This window comes from Sphingobacterium sp. UBA5789 (genome assembly GCF_002418355.1).
In the GTDB taxonomy this organism is placed as follows: Bacteria; Bacteroidota; Bacteroidia; order Sphingobacteriales; family Sphingobacteriaceae; genus Sphingobacterium.
Genome location: NZ_DIDX01000004.1, coordinates 1,436,476 through 1,456,057 on the forward strand (window position 1 = coordinate 1,436,476; position 19,582 = coordinate 1,456,057).

Annotated in this window: 15 protein-coding genes; 3 read left to right on the top strand and 12 right to left on the bottom strand. The window is 38.7% G+C overall.

Going from position 1 to position 19,582, the window contains the following annotated elements; genetic code table 11:
- Nucleotides 1-45 precede the first annotated feature (45 nt).
- The gene (locus tag B4B65_RS15770) at nucleotides 46-2,841 is read left to right on the top strand and encodes a S9 family peptidase (protein ID WP_293916729.1); all 2,796 of its coding nucleotides are present in this window, start codon (nucleotides 46-48) and stop codon (nucleotides 2,839-2,841) included.
- 150 nt (nucleotides 2,842-2,991) lie between these two features.
- On the opposite strand, the gene B4B65_RS15775 is transcribed toward B4B65_RS15770, so the two are convergent.
- Both B4B65_RS15775 and B4B65_RS15780 read right to left on the bottom strand, forming a co-directional pair.
- Nucleotides 2,992-3,738, bottom strand: coding sequence for a metallophosphoesterase family protein (locus B4B65_RS15775; protein WP_293916731.1), 747 nt, complete (start codon nucleotides 3,736-3,738; stop codon nucleotides 2,992-2,994).
- Nucleotides 3,735-4,505 (bottom strand): DUF3050 domain-containing protein, encoded by a 771-nt coding sequence (locus B4B65_RS15780; RefSeq protein ID WP_293916733.1) that lies wholly within the window; start codon nucleotides 4,503-4,505, stop codon nucleotides 3,735-3,737. Before B4B65_RS15780 ends, B4B65_RS15775 begins: the two co-directional genes overlap by 4 nt.
- Nucleotides 4,506-4,977: 472 nt before the next feature.
- Between B4B65_RS15780 and B4B65_RS15785 the strand changes: the two genes are divergently transcribed.
- Nucleotides 4,978-7,167, top strand: a complete 2,190-nt coding sequence (locus B4B65_RS15785) for a glutamine synthetase III (RefSeq protein WP_201679900.1) — start codon at nucleotides 4,978-4,980, stop codon at nucleotides 7,165-7,167.
- Nucleotides 7,168-7,636: 469 nt separating this feature from the next.
- On the opposite strand, the gene B4B65_RS15790 is transcribed toward B4B65_RS15785, so the two are convergent.
- The 4 genes from B4B65_RS15790 to B4B65_RS15805 form a co-directional block, all read right to left on the bottom strand.
- Complete coding sequence (locus B4B65_RS15790) at nucleotides 7,637-9,913, bottom strand: cation:proton antiporter (RefSeq protein ID WP_293916735.1); 2,277 nt, start codon at nucleotides 9,911-9,913, stop codon at nucleotides 7,637-7,639.
- Between the two features lie 135 nt (nucleotides 9,914-10,048).
- A complete protein-coding gene (locus B4B65_RS15795; protein ID WP_293916736.1) occupies nucleotides 10,049-10,753 on the bottom strand; it encodes a LytR/AlgR family response regulator transcription factor in 705 nt (234 codons plus the stop codon).
- The gene (locus B4B65_RS15800; RefSeq protein ID WP_293916738.1) at nucleotides 10,731-11,489 is read right to left on the bottom strand and encodes a sensor histidine kinase; all 759 of its coding nucleotides are present in this window, start codon (nucleotides 11,487-11,489) and stop codon (nucleotides 10,731-10,733) included. The genes B4B65_RS15795 and B4B65_RS15800 overlap by 23 nt, the downstream gene beginning before the upstream one ends.
- A gap of 54 nt (nucleotides 11,490-11,543) precedes the next feature.
- Entirely contained in the window at nucleotides 11,544-13,121 is a 1,578-nt protein-coding gene (locus B4B65_RS15805; RefSeq protein ID WP_293916739.1) for a Na+/H+ antiporter, read from the bottom strand.
- 118 nt (nucleotides 13,122-13,239) lie between these two features.
- Between B4B65_RS15805 and B4B65_RS15810 the strand changes: the two genes are divergently transcribed.
- Nucleotides 13,240-13,587: an iron chaperone gene (locus B4B65_RS15810; protein WP_201679905.1), complete on the top strand. Its 348-nt coding sequence runs from the start codon at nucleotides 13,240-13,242 to the stop codon at nucleotides 13,585-13,587.
- Between the two features lie 83 nt (nucleotides 13,588-13,670).
- Here the strand turns inward: B4B65_RS15810 and B4B65_RS15815 are convergent, their stop codons facing one another.
- From B4B65_RS15815 to infC, 6 genes are all read right to left on the bottom strand, one after another.
- A complete protein-coding gene (locus B4B65_RS15815) occupies nucleotides 13,671-14,120 on the bottom strand; it encodes a DUF3060 domain-containing protein (protein WP_201679906.1) in 450 nt (149 codons plus the stop codon).
- Nucleotides 14,121-14,177: 57 nt separating this feature from the next.
- Entirely contained in the window at nucleotides 14,178-16,817 is a 2,640-nt protein-coding gene (locus B4B65_RS15820; RefSeq protein ID WP_293916740.1) for a DUF3857 domain-containing protein, read from the bottom strand.
- 61 nt (nucleotides 16,818-16,878) lie between these two features.
- Nucleotides 16,879-18,117, bottom strand: a complete 1,239-nt coding sequence (locus B4B65_RS15825; RefSeq protein WP_293916742.1) for a hypothetical protein — start codon at nucleotides 18,115-18,117, stop codon at nucleotides 16,879-16,881.
- Nucleotides 18,118-18,320: 203 nt separating this feature from the next.
- Entirely contained in the window at nucleotides 18,321-18,665 is a 345-nt protein-coding gene (gene rplT, locus B4B65_RS15830) for a 50S ribosomal protein L20 (RefSeq protein WP_002993965.1), read from the bottom strand.
- 99 nt (nucleotides 18,666-18,764) lie between these two features.
- A complete protein-coding gene (gene rpmI, locus B4B65_RS15835; RefSeq protein WP_002993964.1) occupies nucleotides 18,765-18,965 on the bottom strand; it encodes a 50S ribosomal protein L35 in 201 nt (66 codons plus the stop codon).
- 43 nt (nucleotides 18,966-19,008) lie between these two features.
- On the bottom strand, nucleotides 19,009-19,542 hold the full coding sequence (infC, locus tag B4B65_RS15840; protein WP_002993963.1) for a translation initiation factor IF-3: 534 nt from the start codon (nucleotides 19,540-19,542) through the stop codon (nucleotides 19,009-19,011).
- Nucleotides 19,543-19,582 lie beyond the last annotated feature (40 nt).

Consider the following 19,582-nt stretch of genomic DNA (forward strand, 5'->3'; position numbering starts at 1 on the left):
TTAGCTATTATTGGCATTTATAATAAAATTTTAACACTACCTGAAATGAAAGTCAGATTTTGTCTTTTCACAGCACTAGCTCTTACTACCAGTGCATTTGCGCAGAAAAAACCAGTCGACCATACGGTCTATGACAACTGGAAAAGTATCAGCTCTGCGAATATCAGCCCTTCCGGATCGTATATTTTTTACAGTATAACACCTCAGGAAGGTAATACTTTAGCTGTCCTCAAGAATAATGAGAATAAGGAGATCCTTACGCTTCCAAGAGGCTATAACAGTCAACTCACTAAAGATGAAGGCTATTTTGTCTCACTAATCAAGCCGACGTTTGAGGAAACGCGCCAGGCAAAAATCAAAAAGAAGAAAGCAGAAGAAATGCCTAAAGATTCTCTTTTTGTGTATGCTGTAAAAACCGGAAATCAGTATAAATTTCCAAATGTAAAGTCTTATCAGGTTCCAAAGGAAATAGCCACACATCTGGCATTTGTGTCTGATGTAAAATCAAAACCTGCACAAGACACAACGCAAAAGAAAAAAGAAAAGGAAAAGGAAAAAACAATTACCACATTGCATTTATTTAACCTGCAAACGGGCGATACCACCAATTTTGCTCAGGTAGATCAGTATAAAATAAATGAGGCGGGAACTAAATTGATTTTTTCAACTAAAGTAGAGGATAAAGATTCGCTCTCCAAAGTTCCAGGAGTATACCTGTATGATCTTCCGGCTAAAAAATTAACGAAGATTACCAACAGAAAAGGAGCTTTCAAGAATTTTGAGTTTGATAAATCCGGCAATCAGATTGCCTACCTGGGAGATTTATCTAAAGCCAAATCACTGTTAAAAGATTTCAACCTGTTTTATTTTAAATCCGGTCAGGATTCGGCAACTGTAATTGCTGCAAAAAACAGCACAAATATACCCCAGAACTGGTATGTAAGTGGTGACGGAAACGTACAGTTTAGTGATAACGGTGAAAAGCTATTTTTCGGCCTTGCTCCTGTTCCCCGTACACGTGATACGACTCTGGTAGACTTTGAACATGCTAAAGTTGATATCTGGAGCTGGCAGGATGATTATCTGCAAACACAGCAATTGGTTAACCTGAAAAGAGATCTGGCCAAAAATTATCTGGCCGTCATCTATCCTGCACAAGGCAACCGTATTTTACCGCTGATCGATGACACGTTTTCGAGAACTTATCTTAGTGACAGTAAAAATACAGAATGGATTCTGGCTACATCTGATTATGGCAGAAGAATAGCTTATCAGTGGAATACATCAATAAAACAGGATCTGTATGTGATATCGACCATAAACGGTCAAAAAAAGAAAGTAATTGAAAACTTTTCCGGTCATGCTGATATTTCTCCTGACGGTACACATATTGTGTATTTCAATCTGGATAACAGCAACTGGTACAGCTTCAATATTGCCAGCGGACAGACTATACACCTAAACAAGGATCTTCCTGTCAACTTTTCGGATGAAGATAACGATATGCCTGCACAGGCTGGTTCTTATGGAATCGCCGGATGGTCTGCAGACGGAAAATCGGTATTTATAAATGATAAGTATGACATCTGGAATTTTGCCTTTGACGGAAAAGATAAATCTATTGCAACAAACGGATTTGGCCGCGCATCTAATACAGTATTACGTTATCTAGACCTTTCCCGTGAGGAAGATCGTAAATCTACACTGATACCAAATAATGCCGGTTATATGGTAACGGCTTTCAATGAAGTAAGTAAGGAAAGTGGGATTTATGAGGTTTCCAATAAGAAAAACAGAAATCCTGAAAAGATTATCATGGCGCCTTACACCTTCAGAAGATACAGTGCTTCGGAAAGCAAAAAGGCGATCATCTACACAAAAGAAGATTACCAACACAGTCCGGATCTGTATCTGACATCAGATTTTGTAAAAGAAACGACGCTGACAGATATCAATCCTCAACAGGAACAATATAACTGGGGTACTGCAGAACTGGTGCACTGGAAAACACCAAACGGATTCGATGCTGAAGGTATACTGTATAAACCGGAAGACTTTGATCCGAATAAAAAGTATCCTATCATCGCTTATTTTTATGAAAAGCTTTCCGATGGTCTTTACACCTATCAGGCTCCTGCGCCTACTCCGTCCCGCCTGAATATTTCTTATTTTGTAAGTAACGGTTATCTGGTATTTGCTCCTGACATTCGTTATGAAATCGGCAGCCCTGGCAAATCGGCTGAAGAGTATATCAACTCCGGTATGCGCTACCTTGCACAAAATTCATGGGTAGATTCTACAAAAATGGGAATACAGGGGCAAAGCTGGGGAGGATATCAGGTGGCTCACCTTATTACCCGAACCAATATGTATGCTGCAGCATGGACCGGAGCACCGGTAGTTAATATGACATCAGCTTACGGTGGAATACGTTGGCAAACGGGTATGTCCCGTCAGTTTCAGTATGAAAAGACGCAAAGCCGTTTAGGAAAGACACTTTGGGAAGGACTGGATACTTACCTGGAAAACTCTCCTTTATTCCAACTGGATAAAGTCAATACACCTGTAGTGATTATGGCGAATGACAATGATGGCGCCGTGCCATGGTACCAGGGAATTGAAATGTTTACGGCATTAAGAAGATTACAAAAACCAGTATGGATGCTTAATTACAATGGTGAAGAGCATAATCTTATCCAACGTCAGAACCGTAAGGATATACAGATACGCGAAGCACAGTTTTTTGATCACTTTCTGAAAGGAAAACCTGCTCCAAACTGGATTTCTAAAGGTGTACCTGCAATAAACAAAGGAATAGATTGGGGATTTGACACAAATTAATACAGAAGTAAATTCAATCCACAAAAGATGATACATTAAAAAACCCCGGATTCTTAAAGAATCCGGGGTTTTTAATATAATAGTTCCCCCCTATCTACTGATTCTGGCGGAAGAGTTTCTTTATCCAAAATTTGATTTTATAGATTTCTCCTATTTGGATTTTAATAGAAAATCAGCATAAAAATCCGGGATACTACTTTCTGCAATAGCCTCTGCTACTTCTGCTATCGGATAATCTACTTTTATAATATCAGCTTTCACCGATTCTTCTGTCAGCGTAATGACCGCGTAAGTAGCTTTACGATCCTTCTCTTTTGAACGACCTACCGAACCACAGTTCAAAGCTGTACTAACCTTTCCTGAAGGAAGGGAGACCTTACGTTGATACGATAAATGCGTATGTCCCATTGCCAGCAAGTCTGCATCAGACTTTGACAGCATCTGTATAAGATCTGCCTCCTCATGATCTTCATAGACATATTCATCATTGCTTCGGGTACTGGCATGCACCAGCTGGATGTTCCACTGTTTCATTCCGATTTTGTACGTCAGCCTGAATTGATACGGAAATTGAGCAAGAAATTGTTTATGCGCTGTAGTAATTGTAGCTTTAGAGTGATTGATTGCTAAATATCTTACAGCAGTTTCTTCTTCACTGTGATGAGGCAAAGGTCTTATTTCCTGATCAAAAGCAATTCGCTCGTCATGATTCCCCAAAAGACAGGGAATACCCCTGGATTTTATCTGATCGATTACTTCATTACCCCACGGCGCAAAATCTACCAGATCGCCAAGACAGTAAATCTGATCTATATCTTTAATTCTAATATCTTCTAATACCGACTGTAATGCCGGTAGATTTCCGTGTATATCGCTGATAATGGCTAATCTGATCATTTAGCAAGTCCGTCATTTATGGCATCCCACAGTGCAATTCTTTTTTGCAAAGCTGATTTAGCTGTATTTTTGATTTCTTCCCATTTAGTGTCATCTTCTCCAGCCAGCTCTGCAATCATCTGCATAGCCAGAGGTCCATGCTCATCACCATCTAAAGATATATGTCTGTCAAAGTAATAAATCAGCTTGCTGAGATCAACTGCAGGTGAATTGTTCTGAATATTGCTAAGCATGGACGTAAACATGCCCGGGATAAGATCTTCTCTGCCAAATGTAAATGCCGATGCAATCTCATGTGCTCCGCCTTTTGCTATGGTATCAAAAGTAAAATTCAGAAAATCCTTTATGCGTGTATCCAGCTTACCTGAATCAATTACGGCCTGTATATTTACTCCATTCCGCAGGCTGTCAATAAAATCCAGCATCGTTTTTGGATCCGCACCTATAGTAAGCATAGCATCGAGGTACATTTCAAAATGACTCAGACGCGAACCATCTACATATTCATCTGATTCTTCAGCAAGTACGATCTCATTAATCAGATATCGGGTATTTGGATATTCGGAAGCAAACCAGGGAACCTGTGTACAGGTCAATTTCATCTGGAGAGCTTTCAATAAGGACATAAAATCCCACACCGCATATACATGCACTTCTGTAAAATGTTTTAATGATTCCAGATCATTTAGCCTTTCATATAACGGGTGCTTTAGTAAAACGTCTCTTTCTGTCTGAATGTAATCTTGTACTTCCTGTATTTTGTCCATCCTTATATAATATTAAAAAATCAAGTCAAAAGTACAAAAGAATATCTTTTGGTCTGTCTGACCAATATCATGAAAATAAATAGCTTTCTGCCGAAAACTAAAGCACAGCAAACACAAAAGGCACTTATTTTTCATAAAACATAACCTTATTATTTCTGTTTTTTCATTTTAATGCTCAAAAACCAGTTTTTTATTACACAAATATCCACCATTAATAAAACATCAAGAAATCAATAAAAAACTGTAAATTCCAATATTTAACAAACAAAATACAACACCAAAGCCCTTAAAGGCAATAAAAATCAAAAACAACAGCTCAAAAAACCATAAATTCACAAGAAAATCACCAAATAATTCAAATTATTTTAAAAAAATATTTTTATTTTTACCAAAACACCATATTTTTACAACATTATTAGAGGATCAATATGGTTTTTTAATTAAAAAAAAGAAATTTCAACACTAATTCTAAATGTCAGACTTAAGATTCCAGGCCGTAGAAGCAGCAGGTGGCAGACCTAAGACCTCTACACAACCATTGGCATTGCAAAAAGCAACAGCCCTTTATGGTAAAAATGTTTTTACCATCTCTAAAATGAAAGATTTTCTACCAAAGAACTCATACAAGCAGTTGGTAGAGATCATTGAAGAGGGAACAACGATTGACCGTGACTTGGCAGAACACATCTCCCAGGCAATGAAATCCTGGGCAATTGCCAATGGAGCTTCACACTACACGCACTGGTTTCAACCGTTAACAGGTTCTACAGCTGAAAAACACGATGCTTTCTTTGAGCCGGACAGTGATGGTAGTGCAATTGAAAAATTTACTGCTGACGCATTAGTTCAACAAGAGCCGGATGCTTCCAGCTTCCCTAACGGAGGTATTCGTAATACCTTTGAAGCCAGAGGTTATACTGCATGGGATCCGACTTCACCTGCATTTATTTTTGAAACAGGTGGTGGCAAGACCTTATGTATTCCTACTGTCTTTGTATCCTATACTGGTGAATCTTTAGATTATAAAGCACCTTTGCTGAAAGCAATCAATTCTATTGACAAAGCTGCAGTAGAAGTGGCTCAGTACTTTGATAAAGCGGTCACTAAAGTTACGCCTTCTCTGGGTATCGAGCAGGAATATTTTCTTGTTGATCTTGCTTTATACAATGCAAGACCTGACTTACAACTTACTGGCCGTACATTATTCGGACATATTTCCGCAAAAGGCCAGCAGTTAGAAGACCATTATTTCGGAGCTATTCCTGAGCGTGTACTTGCGTTTATGGTAGATCTTGAAAATGAATCTTTAAAACTGGGTATTCCTTTGAAAACAAGACATAACGAGGTTGCGCCTTCGCAATTTGAGTGTGCTCCGATGTTTGAAGAGATTAACTTAGCTATCGACCACAATCAATTGTTGCAAAATGTAATGGATCAGGTAGCCTTACGCCACAGTTTCAAAGTGTTACTACATGAGAAGCCTTACAGTGGCGTTAACGGTTCAGGAAAACACAACAACTGGTCTCTGATCACAAATACAGGTGTTAACTTATTGTCTCCGGGCAAAACACCAAAAAACAACCTGATGTTCCTGACCTTCTTCGTTAATACGATCAAAGCTGTTCACGAACATGCAGACTTATTACGCGCATCTATTGCAAGTGCGAGCAATGACCACCGTCTGGGTGCTAATGAAGCTCCTCCTGCGATTATTTCTATCTTCCTGGGTTCTCAACTGGATGAATTACTGGAAGAAGTGGAATCTGCACGTGTAGCGAAAAAAGTAAAAGCAGAAGCTAACTTATGGCACGGTATTCCTAAAATCCCTGAATTGAGATTGGATAACACAGACCGTAACCGTACTTCTCCTTTTGCCTTTACAGGTAATAAATTTGAATTCCGTGCAGTAGGTTCATCAGCGAACTCTGCATTGCCAATGACTGTATTAAATGCGATTGTAGCAAATCAGCTGGCTGAATTTAAAATTGAAGTAGACAAACAGATTAAAAAAGGCACGAAAAAAGATCTTGCAATCCTTAATGTTGTCCGCAAATATATCAAAGAATCAAAAGCGATTCGTTTTGAAGGCAATGGTTACAGCGACGAATGGGAACAAGAAGCTGCTGCAAGAGGATTGTCTAATATCAAGTCTACACCAAAAGCATTAGATATCTACACGAAAGAGAGCTCTCTTTCACTATTCGAAAAAATGGGTATCTACAGCCACCGTGAAAGCGAAGCACGTCATGAGATTTTGTTAGAGAACTTTTACAAAAAACTTCAGATTGAAGCCCGTGTGATTGGTGAGATCGTAAGTAGCCTGATTGCTCCTGCAGCATTCACCTACCAAAATGATTTGATCACAAATGTAAAAGGATTAAAAGATCTGGGTCTTCCAAAAGAAGCTTACAGCTCTCAGTTAAACCTGATCGAACGCATCTCTAAACATGCGAACACTATTCTTGAAGAAGCAGAAGCTATGCGTCAGGAACGTAAAAAAGCAAATGCTTTGGAAGATGTACGTGAGCGTTCCATTGCTTATGACGAATTGGTTAAACCATATTTTGATCAGATCCGTTACCATGTTAACAAACTGGAGCAAATCGTAGATGACAGTAAATGGCCTTTACCGAAATTGAGAGAGTTACTTTTCATTCGCTAAGCAGACATTACTGTTCTGAAAGAGTAAAGAGATACTTCTTAAATAATCAAAATCCCTGACCTAATAAGTCCGGGATTTTTTTGTCTGTCTTATCCTCTCTGCCCTTCGGGTATCTCTCCTTAGAAAGGAGAGAATAGCAGTAGTAGCACAGACACAAACAGCCCTCTAACTCTATCACTTCTTAACTTTATCAACTTTATAAACCCTATTAACTTCTACAATCAACCTCTCTGCCCTGCGGGCATCTCTTCTTATAAAAGAGAGAATTAATCCGGGTTAACAAATATTAATTGTCTGGCGCAAGCGTCCGCTTGTGCCTTTAATTCATCACATAGCTAAAAAAATAAGGGCTGCATCATGTACTTATGATACAACCCCTTTAGTTTGTTTTAACAGGTAGAGTAAATAAATTTATATTATGTCCTGCGGGACTTCTTATAATTTCTACGATCTTGTTTGCGGATCAGCTTCACAGCTTATGCTTAATAATAAGTGTAGAAGGTGCATCTGTAAGCCATACACTTTTTGACTCAACCAGTTTCTTCCAACTCTTGAGACTGACGAGCATCAGTTGCTGCTCTGCCACAAAAGTTTTATCAATCACTCGTTCATGCATCAGACTAATATGATTGGATGCAATATGTTCAATAGCTCTTACCGCTTCCTTTACATATGAATTATCACGCAAGATTCCTTGTACATCCAGAATTACGACCTGTGAATTGTTATTGGTAATAAATTTCTTTGCATAGTCTATAAGGAAAGAATCTTCGTCAGAGAATACCGGAACTAATATCTTATTAAACACAGTCTGACCTTTATCGATCAATACACCAACGGAAACTTCACTCCCACTAAGGATAGAAGATGTCCTATCGTCAAATGCAGCATAAGAGAAAATTTGCTCTTTACCGGACATCTGGTTGAAAATACGTTCAGGATTGATAAAACGAGTAGTAAAACCTAATATTTTACCGAGCAGACTTCCTTCAAAAATAGACTGTCCTACTCCGATCAGTAATAAGTCATAATTACCCTCATTCACGATATCTACGATATCGGCATTGATATCATTAGACACCTTAAAATGTGTGGTAAGTGGTTGTTTGAGATCATCTGAAAGCGTAATCAAAGGAGCAAAACTTTCTTTCTCTTCTGTTTCCCAATCATACTGAGGCAACATATTGTCTGCTGAGAGATGCAGTGCTGTCACTGTATTGAGCTGCGTATTTTTACGCGTCATACTGTTGGCCAGTCTTAACAATGAAATTCCGGTATCCGGATTGCCAAAAGATAAGAGGATATTATATTTTGTTTTGTCCGAAATATAATCCGGAGCGATCTGTGTTTGTTTACGGAAAGCCCAGTTGATAAAATCGAGTGCAGGGCCGGTCATAAAGGTCGTCAGTAATGCCATTACTACCAACATGGCAAATATTTCCGGAGAGAGCACGCCAAGGTCATAGCCGATATTCAACACCACCAGCTCCATTAACCCTCTTGTATTCATTAGCGCACCGATAGTAAGACTGTCTTTCCAGTTCTGTCCAACGAATCTTGCGGCCAATGCGCTTCCAATAAATTTACCCGCCACAGCAACCAGAATAATCCAGCCTGTCGTTTTCCAAAGCTCAATATCATTTAAAAGACCGATTTGTGTACGAAGACCTGTATATACAAAGAAGAGTGGCAACAATAATACAAGGGCAACATCTTCAACTTTCTCAATAAATATATGTCTGAACTTCTTGTTCTCCGGCATAATCGCTCCTGCCATAAAAGCACCGAACAATGCATGTATACCAATTATTTCACTGAGATAGGCAGATATTATTAATACGATAAAGAAGATTGCTACTATGGGCGTGCCTAAGCTTTCGCGCTGTGCGTGCAAATCTCCGATTCTTTTCAGAAATGGCCTTACCAGCTTGATCATAATCCAGACGTACACTACTGCTAACCCAATTACATAGAGTGAACTGACAAATGAACCGGCTTTTACTATTGCAATCACGATAGCAAGGATACACCATGCAGTGATATCATCGGCCGCAGCACAGGTCAATACTACCGTTCCTAAACGTGTTTTTTGTATCCCTCTCTCCTGTACTATACGTGCCAGAACAGGAAATGCGGTAATACTCATTGCAATTCCCATAAATAAGCTAAAGGATAAATATTCGACATGTTCAGGTGCAAAATCCAGGTATATAAAGTAAGCCAGAACCATCCCCAGAGAGAATGGAATCACAATACTGGCATGACTGATCACAACTGCATCATGCGCCTTATTCCGTAAAATATTTAAATCCAGCTCCATACCGATCACGAACATAAACATGACCAGTCCGACCTGACTGAGCATCTGCAGATTACCTAACGAGGCTACCGGAAATAGTAATGCCGAGAATTCCGGAAAGTATGAACCGAAAAATGAAGGACCTAATGCTATACCTGCTATAATTTCACCAATAACATAAGGCTGACCAATCTTTTTAAAAATCCATCCAAAAAGACGGGCTGCAACAATAATAGTAATAATCTGGGCTAACAAAATAGCCAGAGGATGTTGAAGATTGTGTGTGAGTGTATCCAGAAACTCCGGCCAATGCCCTTTTCCTGTTCCTACGGTCTCAAAATGTCTGCCCTCCTGTTTATCTAATCCCATTTGGTAAGTCCCGTACATCAGCAGACCACATATCCCGATTACTCCGGCGTAAAAAAACGTATTCTTAAATCTTTTCATCTATCCTATTTTCCCTTAGTGCTTAAACATTATAAAGTCATTCTGCTTTTTTGCAGTGCAAGATGCCAATTTTTACAGAAAATGATTTTATATCTTGAATCAAGATGTAATGAAATTAAAAAAAAATGAAATGAATTAGTCTCTTATTTTGGAAAGAAAAGCCTGGCGGTAGGTATTAGACAATTGAAAGGTAAAAGATTCACCTGAAGTCAATGGTATTGAGCTGATGGTATTATGCGTGTAGGATCTTACAATATCCAGCGCTATTATTTGTTTTTTATTGATTCTGCAAAAATTCTTTTCAGGCAACAGCTCTTCTAATTTTGCAAAATTAACGTTCTTAATACAGATGGATTCGCCGTTACGTAAGAATACATCTTTATCACGTCCATCGATTTTGGAATTGAGAATATGTGTTATTTCATTAAGATGAAGTAAATATTTACCCTGATCTGTATTAAAATTGATGGGTGCGATTTCTTTTTCCCGGGGCTTTCGGGCTACAGCTTTATCGATAGCTACCTGCAACCGTTCTTTACTCAAAGGCTTGCGGACATAATCCACCACATTCAGGTCAAAGGCATCCGCAGCATACTCAGAATATGCTGTCACAAAAATAATCATTTTGTCCGGCAGTTGTTTTGCGATCTGCAAACCATTGATGACTGGCATTTCAATATCCATGATGCAGAGATCGAATTGCAATTCATCTGCTTCCTGAAGTAATTTTACGGGATCATTATAGGTCCTGACAACCTCCAGCTCTTCCATCTGTTCGGTAATCAGTTTCAGAAACTTAAGTCCCGGCAATTCATCATCAAGTATTATACATTTTAGCACGCTCAATTTGTTTAAGATCTAATTTAAGGTAAGCTGTGTAAATATTTCCTTCCATAAACCGCTCCAGTTTGAAACAGTCTTTATACAATATCCGAAGCCGTTGTTCAAAAGCTTCCATCCCCAATCCACCTGCCTGCTTAGTCAACGGTTTCAACTCACTGGATGTATTGGATACGGTAATCCCAAATATACCATCTTCCGACAATTCAAAATAGAACGATATAAAAGCATCAGCACTTTGCAGATCAGAATGCTTAAAAGCATTCTCGATCAGGTCCAGACAGACCATCGGAACAATCAGTTTTTGTTCATAATAAGGATTCTGTGTAGCTATTTTGGTCTTCACTTTAATTTCAAAAAGCGGACTTACTTTTATCTTATTAATATCGATCAGACTTTTTGCAAAATCTATTTCACGTCGCACAGATACGAATTCGTCCCGGGCTTCATACAACACATAGTCCAATACTGTAGCCAGTTTATCTAATGTATAATAAGTCTGATAGGCATGGGACTGTACCGAATTAAGTATATTTTTGAATAAATGCGGTTGTAATTTTGCTTCCAGATTTTTCAATTGAAACCCATCTACTTTCTTCTCGAGATCTCTGTAGCGTTGTTCGATTGCCTTGGTATGCTCTTGCTGACGTTTATTATAAATAATAAGCATTACAATCGCAGCAATCAGGACCAGAATAACAAAAAGATACACTAACGGAGAATAAAAGATATCCATTTTCTAAAATTATCAAATAATTCCGGCGTTATTGTCCTTGTTTTATAAAAATAATTATTCCGTTGCCATGAATTTCATCTTTTCTTCCTCCAGATCCAGTCGGTGCAAATGCCTTCTGATCACTTCTTCATCAATTGTATAATCCTTATTCCAATCTCTCAGCCATTCTCTTTGCTTATCCAACATACGGACATATACGACTCTGCACTCGGTAGCCATAATTTCATTTTCAAGAAGTTGGTGGCTGTCTTCCCATTTTCGGGCAAGTTGCTGCAAAACCTGTTGCTGCTGAAGTTCTTCAGCATAATTTTCTTTCAGATGTACAAGACTTTGTTCTGCCAGTTGCTTGTATAATTGCAGATAAGCTTCGCCCTCGGGAAGATGATTATCCTGATCTACCAGATTCATTTTGCGGATAAGATAAGGTAATGTAAGCCCCTGCAATACCAATGTCAGCAGAATAACCACAAAAGTGATAAACAAGATCAGATTTCGTTGCGGAAATGCTACACCATTATAATAAATGGGGATAGAAAGTGCAGCAGCTAAAGATACAACTCCACGCATCCCTGCCCATCCCAATATAAACGGCCCCTTAAGTCCGGGACTTCTTGTATCCGCAACTGTAATAAAGTTTTTAGCAATCAACGTGAATACAACTGCTCCATATGCAGAAAGTATACGTACAATTATTAATACCACCGTGATCATTATTCCATAACCTATGGCAGCACCCATACTGACATCATTCAGATTTGCTGTTATTTCCGGCAAATCCAGGCCAATCAGAATAAAAACGAGCCCGTTCAGGATAAAACATAGGGATTCCCATACATTTTCCGCACGCAGACGGCTGCTGTTACTTAGAAAAAGATGTTTTCTGTTTGCGAGGAACAATCCTCCGCTGACCACAGACAAAACACCGGAGCTTTCGATCGATTCGGCCGCTATATACATAATATAAGGGGCCACAAGTGACAGGACAATATCAGTATTTACGTCTGTCGGAAACAAACGGTGTGCTTTGAAAAATACAAAACCGACCAGGACTCCCACCCCTATACCTCCTAAAACCATCCACACAAAACTTAATGCCGCCTCATGAATCACAAACTGTCCTGTACCGACTGCTATCAATGCAAATCTCAGAATTATCAAACTGGACGCATCATTCAGCAGACTCTCTCCTTCCAGAATGGAAGCCAGCCTTTTGGGAACCTTTACAAAACGAAGGATCGCTCCTGCACTCACGGCATCAGGAGGAGAAACAATAGCTCCCAGCAAAAATCCCAATGCTAATGTAAATCCCGGAATCATATAATTAGCGACCAAAGCGACCACTGTTGCTGTTAAAAAAACAATTAAAAAAGCAAAACTTCCTATGATCCTTCTCCATCGCCATAATTCTTTCCAGGAGGTATTCCATGCGGCCTCATATAACAAAGGCGGAAGAAAAATAATAAAAATCAGCTCCGGATCAATGGTGATCACCGGAACTCCGGGGACAAAGCTGATAGCTAATCCGGCCAATACCAGAAAAATCGGGTAAGCTACTTTTACTTTGTTTGCCAGCATGATCAGGAAGATAATGATCACAATAAGGCTGAGATAAAATGGAAAGTGGTGAAGCATATTTTTAGGAACTATTCTGTGTCAGTGAAATCCAGTACCAAAATAACATTTTGAAAAATTGAATACAGATTTTTTTTCATTATTTTAGAACGATATCAATAATGAAAAAACCGTAATTATGATAAGCGTTGAAGAATATATTGCGTCCTTTCCTAAAGAGATTAATGAACGGCTTATAACTATCCGAAAGCTAATAAAGGATTGTAGTGAGGAATTGGATGAAGGAATGGCGTACAAGATGCCTTCCTACAAGTATAAGGGAAAGCCATTAGTCTATTTTGCAGGTTATCCTCATCACATAGGTTTCTACGCCACACCAAATGGTAATATTGCTTTTAAAAAGGAGTTGACCCCTTATAAACAAGGTAAAGGCTCTATTCAGTTTCCGCATGACCGGCCGTTACCGCTGGATCTGATAAAAAGAATCGTCCTTTTCCGGATGGAAGAGAATGCTGCAAAGAAATAAAAATGTTGTAACAAAAAAAGGAAGACTGCCGTTTACCTTCACGAATCAATCTTCCTTTTCAGATCTGTAATACAGAAAAGATTTTATTTCATTTTCATTACCATATTATCTATACCTTCGGTACTTACTTCTGCATCTCCGGATTTATTGGATGATTTCTTATAGTGAACATGATTTTTCATTCCTTCAATAGATACAGTTTCTACCTGATCTACATTGATCATATTTTCGGCACCTTCTACAGAGATCTTTCCAACTTTCTCCGCTTTTACAGTATTTGATTTACCTTCGACTTCTAATTTTGCACATTTCCCGACAATGGTAACTTTGTTATCCATTCCTTCGACACTTACCGTTTCAGTTCCTGTACATTTAATAGTACGGGTATTCCCTTTACCGGAGACTTTGATTTCTTTTCCCTGTTTCTGAACTATGCTATGTGTCAATCCATCTGCATTGTCATTCGCTTTGACATATACACCTGCGCCCAATAACATGGTCATTGAACAAAGTACTGCTGTTATTTTTTTCATTTGTTAATTGGTTTTGATAACTATTTCTTGTCAGCAAAAAGCAGACCACGATTCCGTTTACAGTTCTTTATCATGTTCATTGTTGTCCGCATCCGGATTGTAGTGTTGAGGTACTTCTTCCTCTGCTACTTTCATGGGATTGACATCGTCGTTTTTATATTTTACAATAAAAGTTTCTTTTACCCGGTCAGATTTCACCAGATAACTGCACCATATCGCACCGAAGATCATTGTTCTGATCAACTCAACATACGACTCAGGAGATTCCTCCGGCATTTTGAGTCCGCTAAGCTCTATAAACAGCAGATCCAGAACCGGACCGAAAAACATGACGCTAATCGTTAGAATGGCTACTTTTGGAAAAATATCTCTTTTTTTGAAATACAGGTAAAGACTAAATATCAATAAAGATATAATAAACAGGTTGACAATCAGTTCAAATCCAACCAACAGCCTGAACACGATACCCTGAGATACTCCATAAATGTCATAGGCACTCCATAGCTGACTATAGAAGAAACCTATTGTAAAGAAGTCAACAGTTATTCTTAATAATGAAGCACCTAAACCAAGACCCAGAAGCACCAGCCATCCTCCTATTGAAGGCAGGTAGTCCTGATAAATTAACCGGTTATTATCCTCTTTCTTATTCCATTTGTAAAAAATATATCCGCAAAACGCTACTATAATACATGCTATAAATATCGCAAACCAGGATATCGTTGATACTCCCCCATTTGTATACCCGATAGAACCGTTATCATTAACATAATAGGAATAGGAAAACAAATCTTCCGTATTATTAAAGTCTTCCATAAATTCCGGCACTTTATCAATGGCTACAGACGGTTCATGTATAGCCAGCTGAAAGTTCATCTTTAAGGTATCTCCGACGACCTTTATAGATTTCCCAAACGTGTAGCTATTCCTGTCTATAAAAACAGGTGCATCCTGTATATCTTTCGCTTTATCGCTGATAAACTGAATTTCATATTCAGCTGTATAGGGAAAGTCAAGCGAAATGGGTGCTTTACGATTACTGTTTACAGCCGGGATCTGACTGAACATATCACTTGCAAAAAATGTAAGATACTTTTTATTTGTTGCATCTTCTGTTTTAGCAAGTTTATTGATTTCATAGGTCTCAATGATCTGTATCTGATTTTTTTCGCGATCATCCTTTATTTTTACCGTATCTGTACGCTTGATTTCGGGATAAAGTTTCGTATAATAATCCAGGTAATTTTTTTCCAATGCTGTTCTGGATGTAGAATTCAGCATACCCCTGTTATTGTCGGCCTGATACCCTGTATATATTGTGCTGACGATTAACTGCGCCCGGTTACTATCCAGCAACTTATACTGTTCCAGTACCTTTGTTTTTCCTGTAACATCCCGGGGAGTATTCCTAATTTCTGTTTTAGGTTTGATGACCAATGCATTTCCATAAAAAGGGAAATACAGGTCACGAATGTTTCCACCCTGATTGGAAAATGTAGGGTCGATAAACTGTGCTCTTTCATTAACGGTCGCTACTGCTACCATATGATTAAATACCCATGGTGTAGGCAGAAAATCATTAAGCTTGTATCTGTTGTAACTATTGACCAACACAAGATCGCAATCTATTCCCTTTGCTTTTAAAAACGTAGCCAAAAGCATAGACTTATCCTTACAATCACCATAGCGCTGTTCGATAACTTTATTGGGATTATTAGAACGGTGAGAATATTCTCCAACTTCTACTCCCATGTATCTGATGTCATTCTGTACAAATCGTGTCACCAATGCTAGGTATTTATAGGAGTCTCCTTTACTTTGGGACCAGAACTCTTCTATTTTGTTTTTCAACGTCCCACCCATATTGGTCGTCACCACCGGATTTAGTTTTCCAGCCCAGTCAGCCACTTCCTGCCAGGTCTGGTAATCACTGATCTGAATGTATTTATGATCAAAATACCAATAAGGTTCATAATTCTCGCTGTGGATTACAGGCAGATTTGTTTCTTCCCAAGAATAACTTACTAAGCCCTGATCCAGATGCTCAATGCGGGGATCGGATTGACCGTTGAATGTTTTAAACTTAACGGGTCTGTCCTTTGCAGCAATATAATTGACATGATTGAGTGCTATAGGCTCCGTTCCCTGAAAATAATAATCATCTGCAAACTTGTTGCCGATTGCAGGATTAAATCCTTTCAGGGAATAAGAAATCACCAGCTTATCACCTACACGTAAATCGTCCAGAATAAGGTACGCAGCATAGGTACCATTATATAAAAACCTGCTGAGATCAGTTTCGTTGGCGACTACTTTAAATTTACGGATATCCAGTTTATTAAGCACTCTACCCTGTCTTATAATCTGAATTTCATGAAAGAAAAGTTTTTGATAATCAGGAGAAAAGGAAACGTAAATCTGTCCGGCCTGATCCACTCCATCTGTACTGACGATTTCTTTAACTTGTCTTGAATATACGATCTTCTGCTCCATATGAACCTGATAATCGAGACTCTCGTATACAAATCCGGATTCTATATCCCGCTGATTTATCTTCTGTGGGGATTTTGTATTTTTTTGAATCCATACCGGTTTATTTTCCTGATAAATACTGGGTACTTGTGCAGAAGCGCAGATTTGTAAAAGACAAATGAATACAAAAGACAAAAAAATATGTCTTACTGGAATTGGTAACATGGCTAAAAATTGATTTACTCAAAAGTAATAATTTTTTCCTGAGATAAGGTAAAGGAGATTATCAATTTATCATTTTATCCTTACGCATCTTCAATTCGGTATATTTAAAGTGTCCCTGTGTATTGGTCACCATAGCCCCAAGAAATATGGTATTTTTATCTGCTGAAACAGGAAAAACACAGGATCTGTAGGCATTATGCTCTTCTATTGCCTTTTTACACACCCTGAAATTCACACCATCTCTGGAATAGGCCAGATAGAGTGCATCACCAATTGATTTTTTGACATTACCGACATTGATAATCAGAAAATAATAGTCATCATACAGACAAGCCTGTACATGCCAGGGTGAATACTGATCACTCAATTTGAGCCAGGGTTCATTCACAAATCGTACCCATTGTCCTTGTTTATAATTTGTAAAATCAATTCCGTCTGAAGAGGTTCTTCTCAGAATGTAAGATGCCTTATTACCGGGAAATTTATCCGGAATATTGTTATTCAGGACTTCATAACTTACAAATTCACGACCACTGTGCAATATTGTAGGAGACAACAAAAAATTGTTCTGTGGCGTAGCAGGTTCGTCACTGGTATAGCACACTTCCAGTGGAGACCAATGAGTTCCGTCATCAGATGTCTGTCTGAGGACTGCACGCTGAGGGCTGCCTTTACTGAGTTTTGCTGCATTATTTGCGCTTTTGCTACCGCGGGATTGAAGTGCTCTGGCCGAGACCCAGCTTGATCTGTAATAGAGATAAAATTTATTATTATAAAATTCCCAATCCACATCTGACCAATAGCCCCTCGCATCCTCATCATCCGGTTTACCGCTAAAACTTTCCTCCGGAGACGGGCATTTTATCAGAGGGTTTTTGACACCTGCGGGTGCATCCCAGTTAATGCCGTCATTGGATGTTACTACTGTCGGATTTTCAAATGCAGAATATTTGGAAAATCCCGAAACAGCACCGAAATACGGTGTGAATACCATCCAGTACCTGTATCCTCTGAATCCTTCCGGAAAATACTGAACATCAGGATGGCAGTATGCCCTTTTATCCTGCGATAAGGAAAATACACGTTCAGGATCCAGCTGGCCTTCGTAATTACCATCTACATCGGCATTTATAATAACTTCACGATAAGGCTGTATGCTTAAAATCTGCTCATTAGGATTTTCACTTTCCTCAAGAGGGAGTTTGAGCGGTTCTTCATCGCGCTTACAACTGGTTACACTACCTAAAATAAAGACAACAAAGGAAAAGACAATCCCCTTTACGTACCCCTTAAGCCTCATATCCGGAAAAACTGAATATACTTAATTCGTTGATTCCATTTGTCCGACCGGCGTGGACAGCATACCCTTGCCGGCAAAATTGCAGATTTATTTCTGTATTCATAATAATTGGTAACGGACGCAAGATAAATAAAATTTATATACAAGAAAAGGGACCTTCAGGTCCCTTTTAATATCTAACAAATTGATAACGGTTTAAAACTCTATTTAACTGCGTCTACAACTGCTTTGAAAGCGTCTGGATTATTTAAAGCTAAGTCAGCTAAAACCTTACGGTTCAAACCAATGTTTTTAGCATTCAATTTTCCGATCAATTGAGAATACGAAATTCCGTGTTGACGGGATCCAGCGTTAATACGTTGTATCCATAAAGCTCTAAACTCGCGTTTTTTGGTTTTACGGTCGCGGTAAGCGTACTGTAAACCTTTTTCTACTGTATTTTTAGCAATAGTATATACTTTGCTACGTGATCCATAATAGCCTTTGGCTAATTTAAGGATTTTTTTACGTCTTCTTCTCGAAGCTACTGCGTTAACCGAACGTGGCATATTTTTAAAATTAGTTTGGTAAAAGGCGACATGTTTTTCAATGTACTTACGACCCTGTACCCGGTTAAAAAATTATTGTTAATTAAAATCGAATAAAACTTATTTTCCGATAGCAAGCATACGTTTTACGTTGCCCATATCGCCATCAGATACATAACTTGTTTGTGTCAGGTTACGTTTACGTTTTGTGCTCTTTTTTGTCAAGATGTGGCTTTTGAAAGCGTTTTTTCTTGCAATTTTACCTGTTCCAGTCAACTTGAAACGTTTCTTTGCGCTGGAATTGGTTTTTACTTTTGGCATAATACTTATAAATTTTATATCAATCTGTTAGATTCTTGTTATACTATTTTTTTGGTGCTGCTGCCGCTTTTGGCGCTATGGTCAGGAACATTCTCTTACCTTCCAGTTTCGGTAGTAACTCTACTTTACCATAGTCTTCCAGTGCCTGCGCAAAGCGTAACAACAGGATCTCTCCCATTTCTTTGTGTACGATTGCACGTCCTTTGAAGTGTACATAAGCTCTTACTTTCTCGCCACTCTCTAAAAAGCGCATGGCGTGCTTCAGTTTAAAATCAAAATCATGCTCACTCGTGTTAGGTCCGAACCGGATTTCCTTGATTACAGTCTGTTTTGCATTAGCTTTGATTTCTTTCTGCTTTTTCTTCTGCTCGTAAATGAATTTACTGTAGTCAATTATCTTACAAACCGGAGGAACAGCATTTGGCGAAATCTCCACTAAATCAAGTTCCAATTCATCAGCTAATTCTAGAGCTTTGCGTGTAGGAAAAACTCCCTGCTCCACATTATCTCCTACCAAACGTACCTCAGGCACACGGATAAGTTCATTAATGCGGTGATCTGGTTCTTTCTTTCTCATTGGTGGACGAGGTCCACTGGGTCTTTTTAATGCCAAATGT

Bases quoted from the DNA above. Each gene is read 5' to 3' on its own strand.
- B4B65_RS15770 (WP_293916729.1), top strand. From the start codon at position 46: ATGAAAGTCAGATTTTGTCTTTTCACAGCACTAGCTCTTACTACCAGT.
- B4B65_RS15775 (WP_293916731.1), bottom strand. From the start codon at position 3,738: ATGATCAGATTAGCCATTATCAGCGATATACACGGAAATCTACCGGCA.
- B4B65_RS15780 (WP_293916733.1), bottom strand. From the start codon at position 4,505: ATGGACAAAATACAGGAAGTACAAGATTACATTCAGACAGAAAGAGAC.
- B4B65_RS15785 (WP_201679900.1), top strand. From the start codon at position 4,978: ATGTCAGACTTAAGATTCCAGGCCGTAGAAGCAGCAGGTGGCAGACCT.
- B4B65_RS15790 (WP_293916735.1), bottom strand. From the start codon at position 9,913: ATGAAAAGATTTAAGAATACGTTTTTTTACGCCGGAGTAATCGGGATA.
- B4B65_RS15800 (WP_293916738.1), bottom strand. From the start codon at position 11,489: ATGGATATCTTTTATTCTCCGTTAGTGTATCTTTTTGTTATTCTGGTC.
- B4B65_RS15805 (WP_293916739.1), bottom strand. From the start codon at position 13,121: ATGCTTCACCACTTTCCATTTTATCTCAGCCTTATTGTGATCATTATC.
- B4B65_RS15810 (WP_201679905.1), top strand. From the start codon at position 13,240: ATGATAAGCGTTGAAGAATATATTGCGTCCTTTCCTAAAGAGATTAAT.
- B4B65_RS15815 (WP_201679906.1), bottom strand. From the start codon at position 14,120: ATGAAAAAAATAACAGCAGTACTTTGTTCAATGACCATGTTATTGGGC.
- B4B65_RS15820 (WP_293916740.1), bottom strand. From the start codon at position 16,817: ATGTTACCAATTCCAGTAAGACATATTTTTTTGTCTTTTGTATTCATT.
- B4B65_RS15825 (WP_293916742.1), bottom strand. From the start codon at position 18,117: ATGAGGCTTAAGGGGTACGTAAAGGGGATTGTCTTTTCCTTTGTTGTC.
- rplT (WP_002993965.1), bottom strand. From the start codon at position 18,665: ATGCCACGTTCGGTTAACGCAGTAGCTTCGAGAAGAAGACGTAAAAAA.
- rpmI (WP_002993964.1), bottom strand. From the start codon at position 18,965: ATGCCAAAAGTAAAAACCAATTCCAGCGCAAAGAAACGTTTCAAGTTG.
- infC (WP_002993963.1), bottom strand. From the start codon at position 19,542: ATGAGAAAGAAAGAACCAGATCACCGCATTAATGAACTTATCCGTGTG.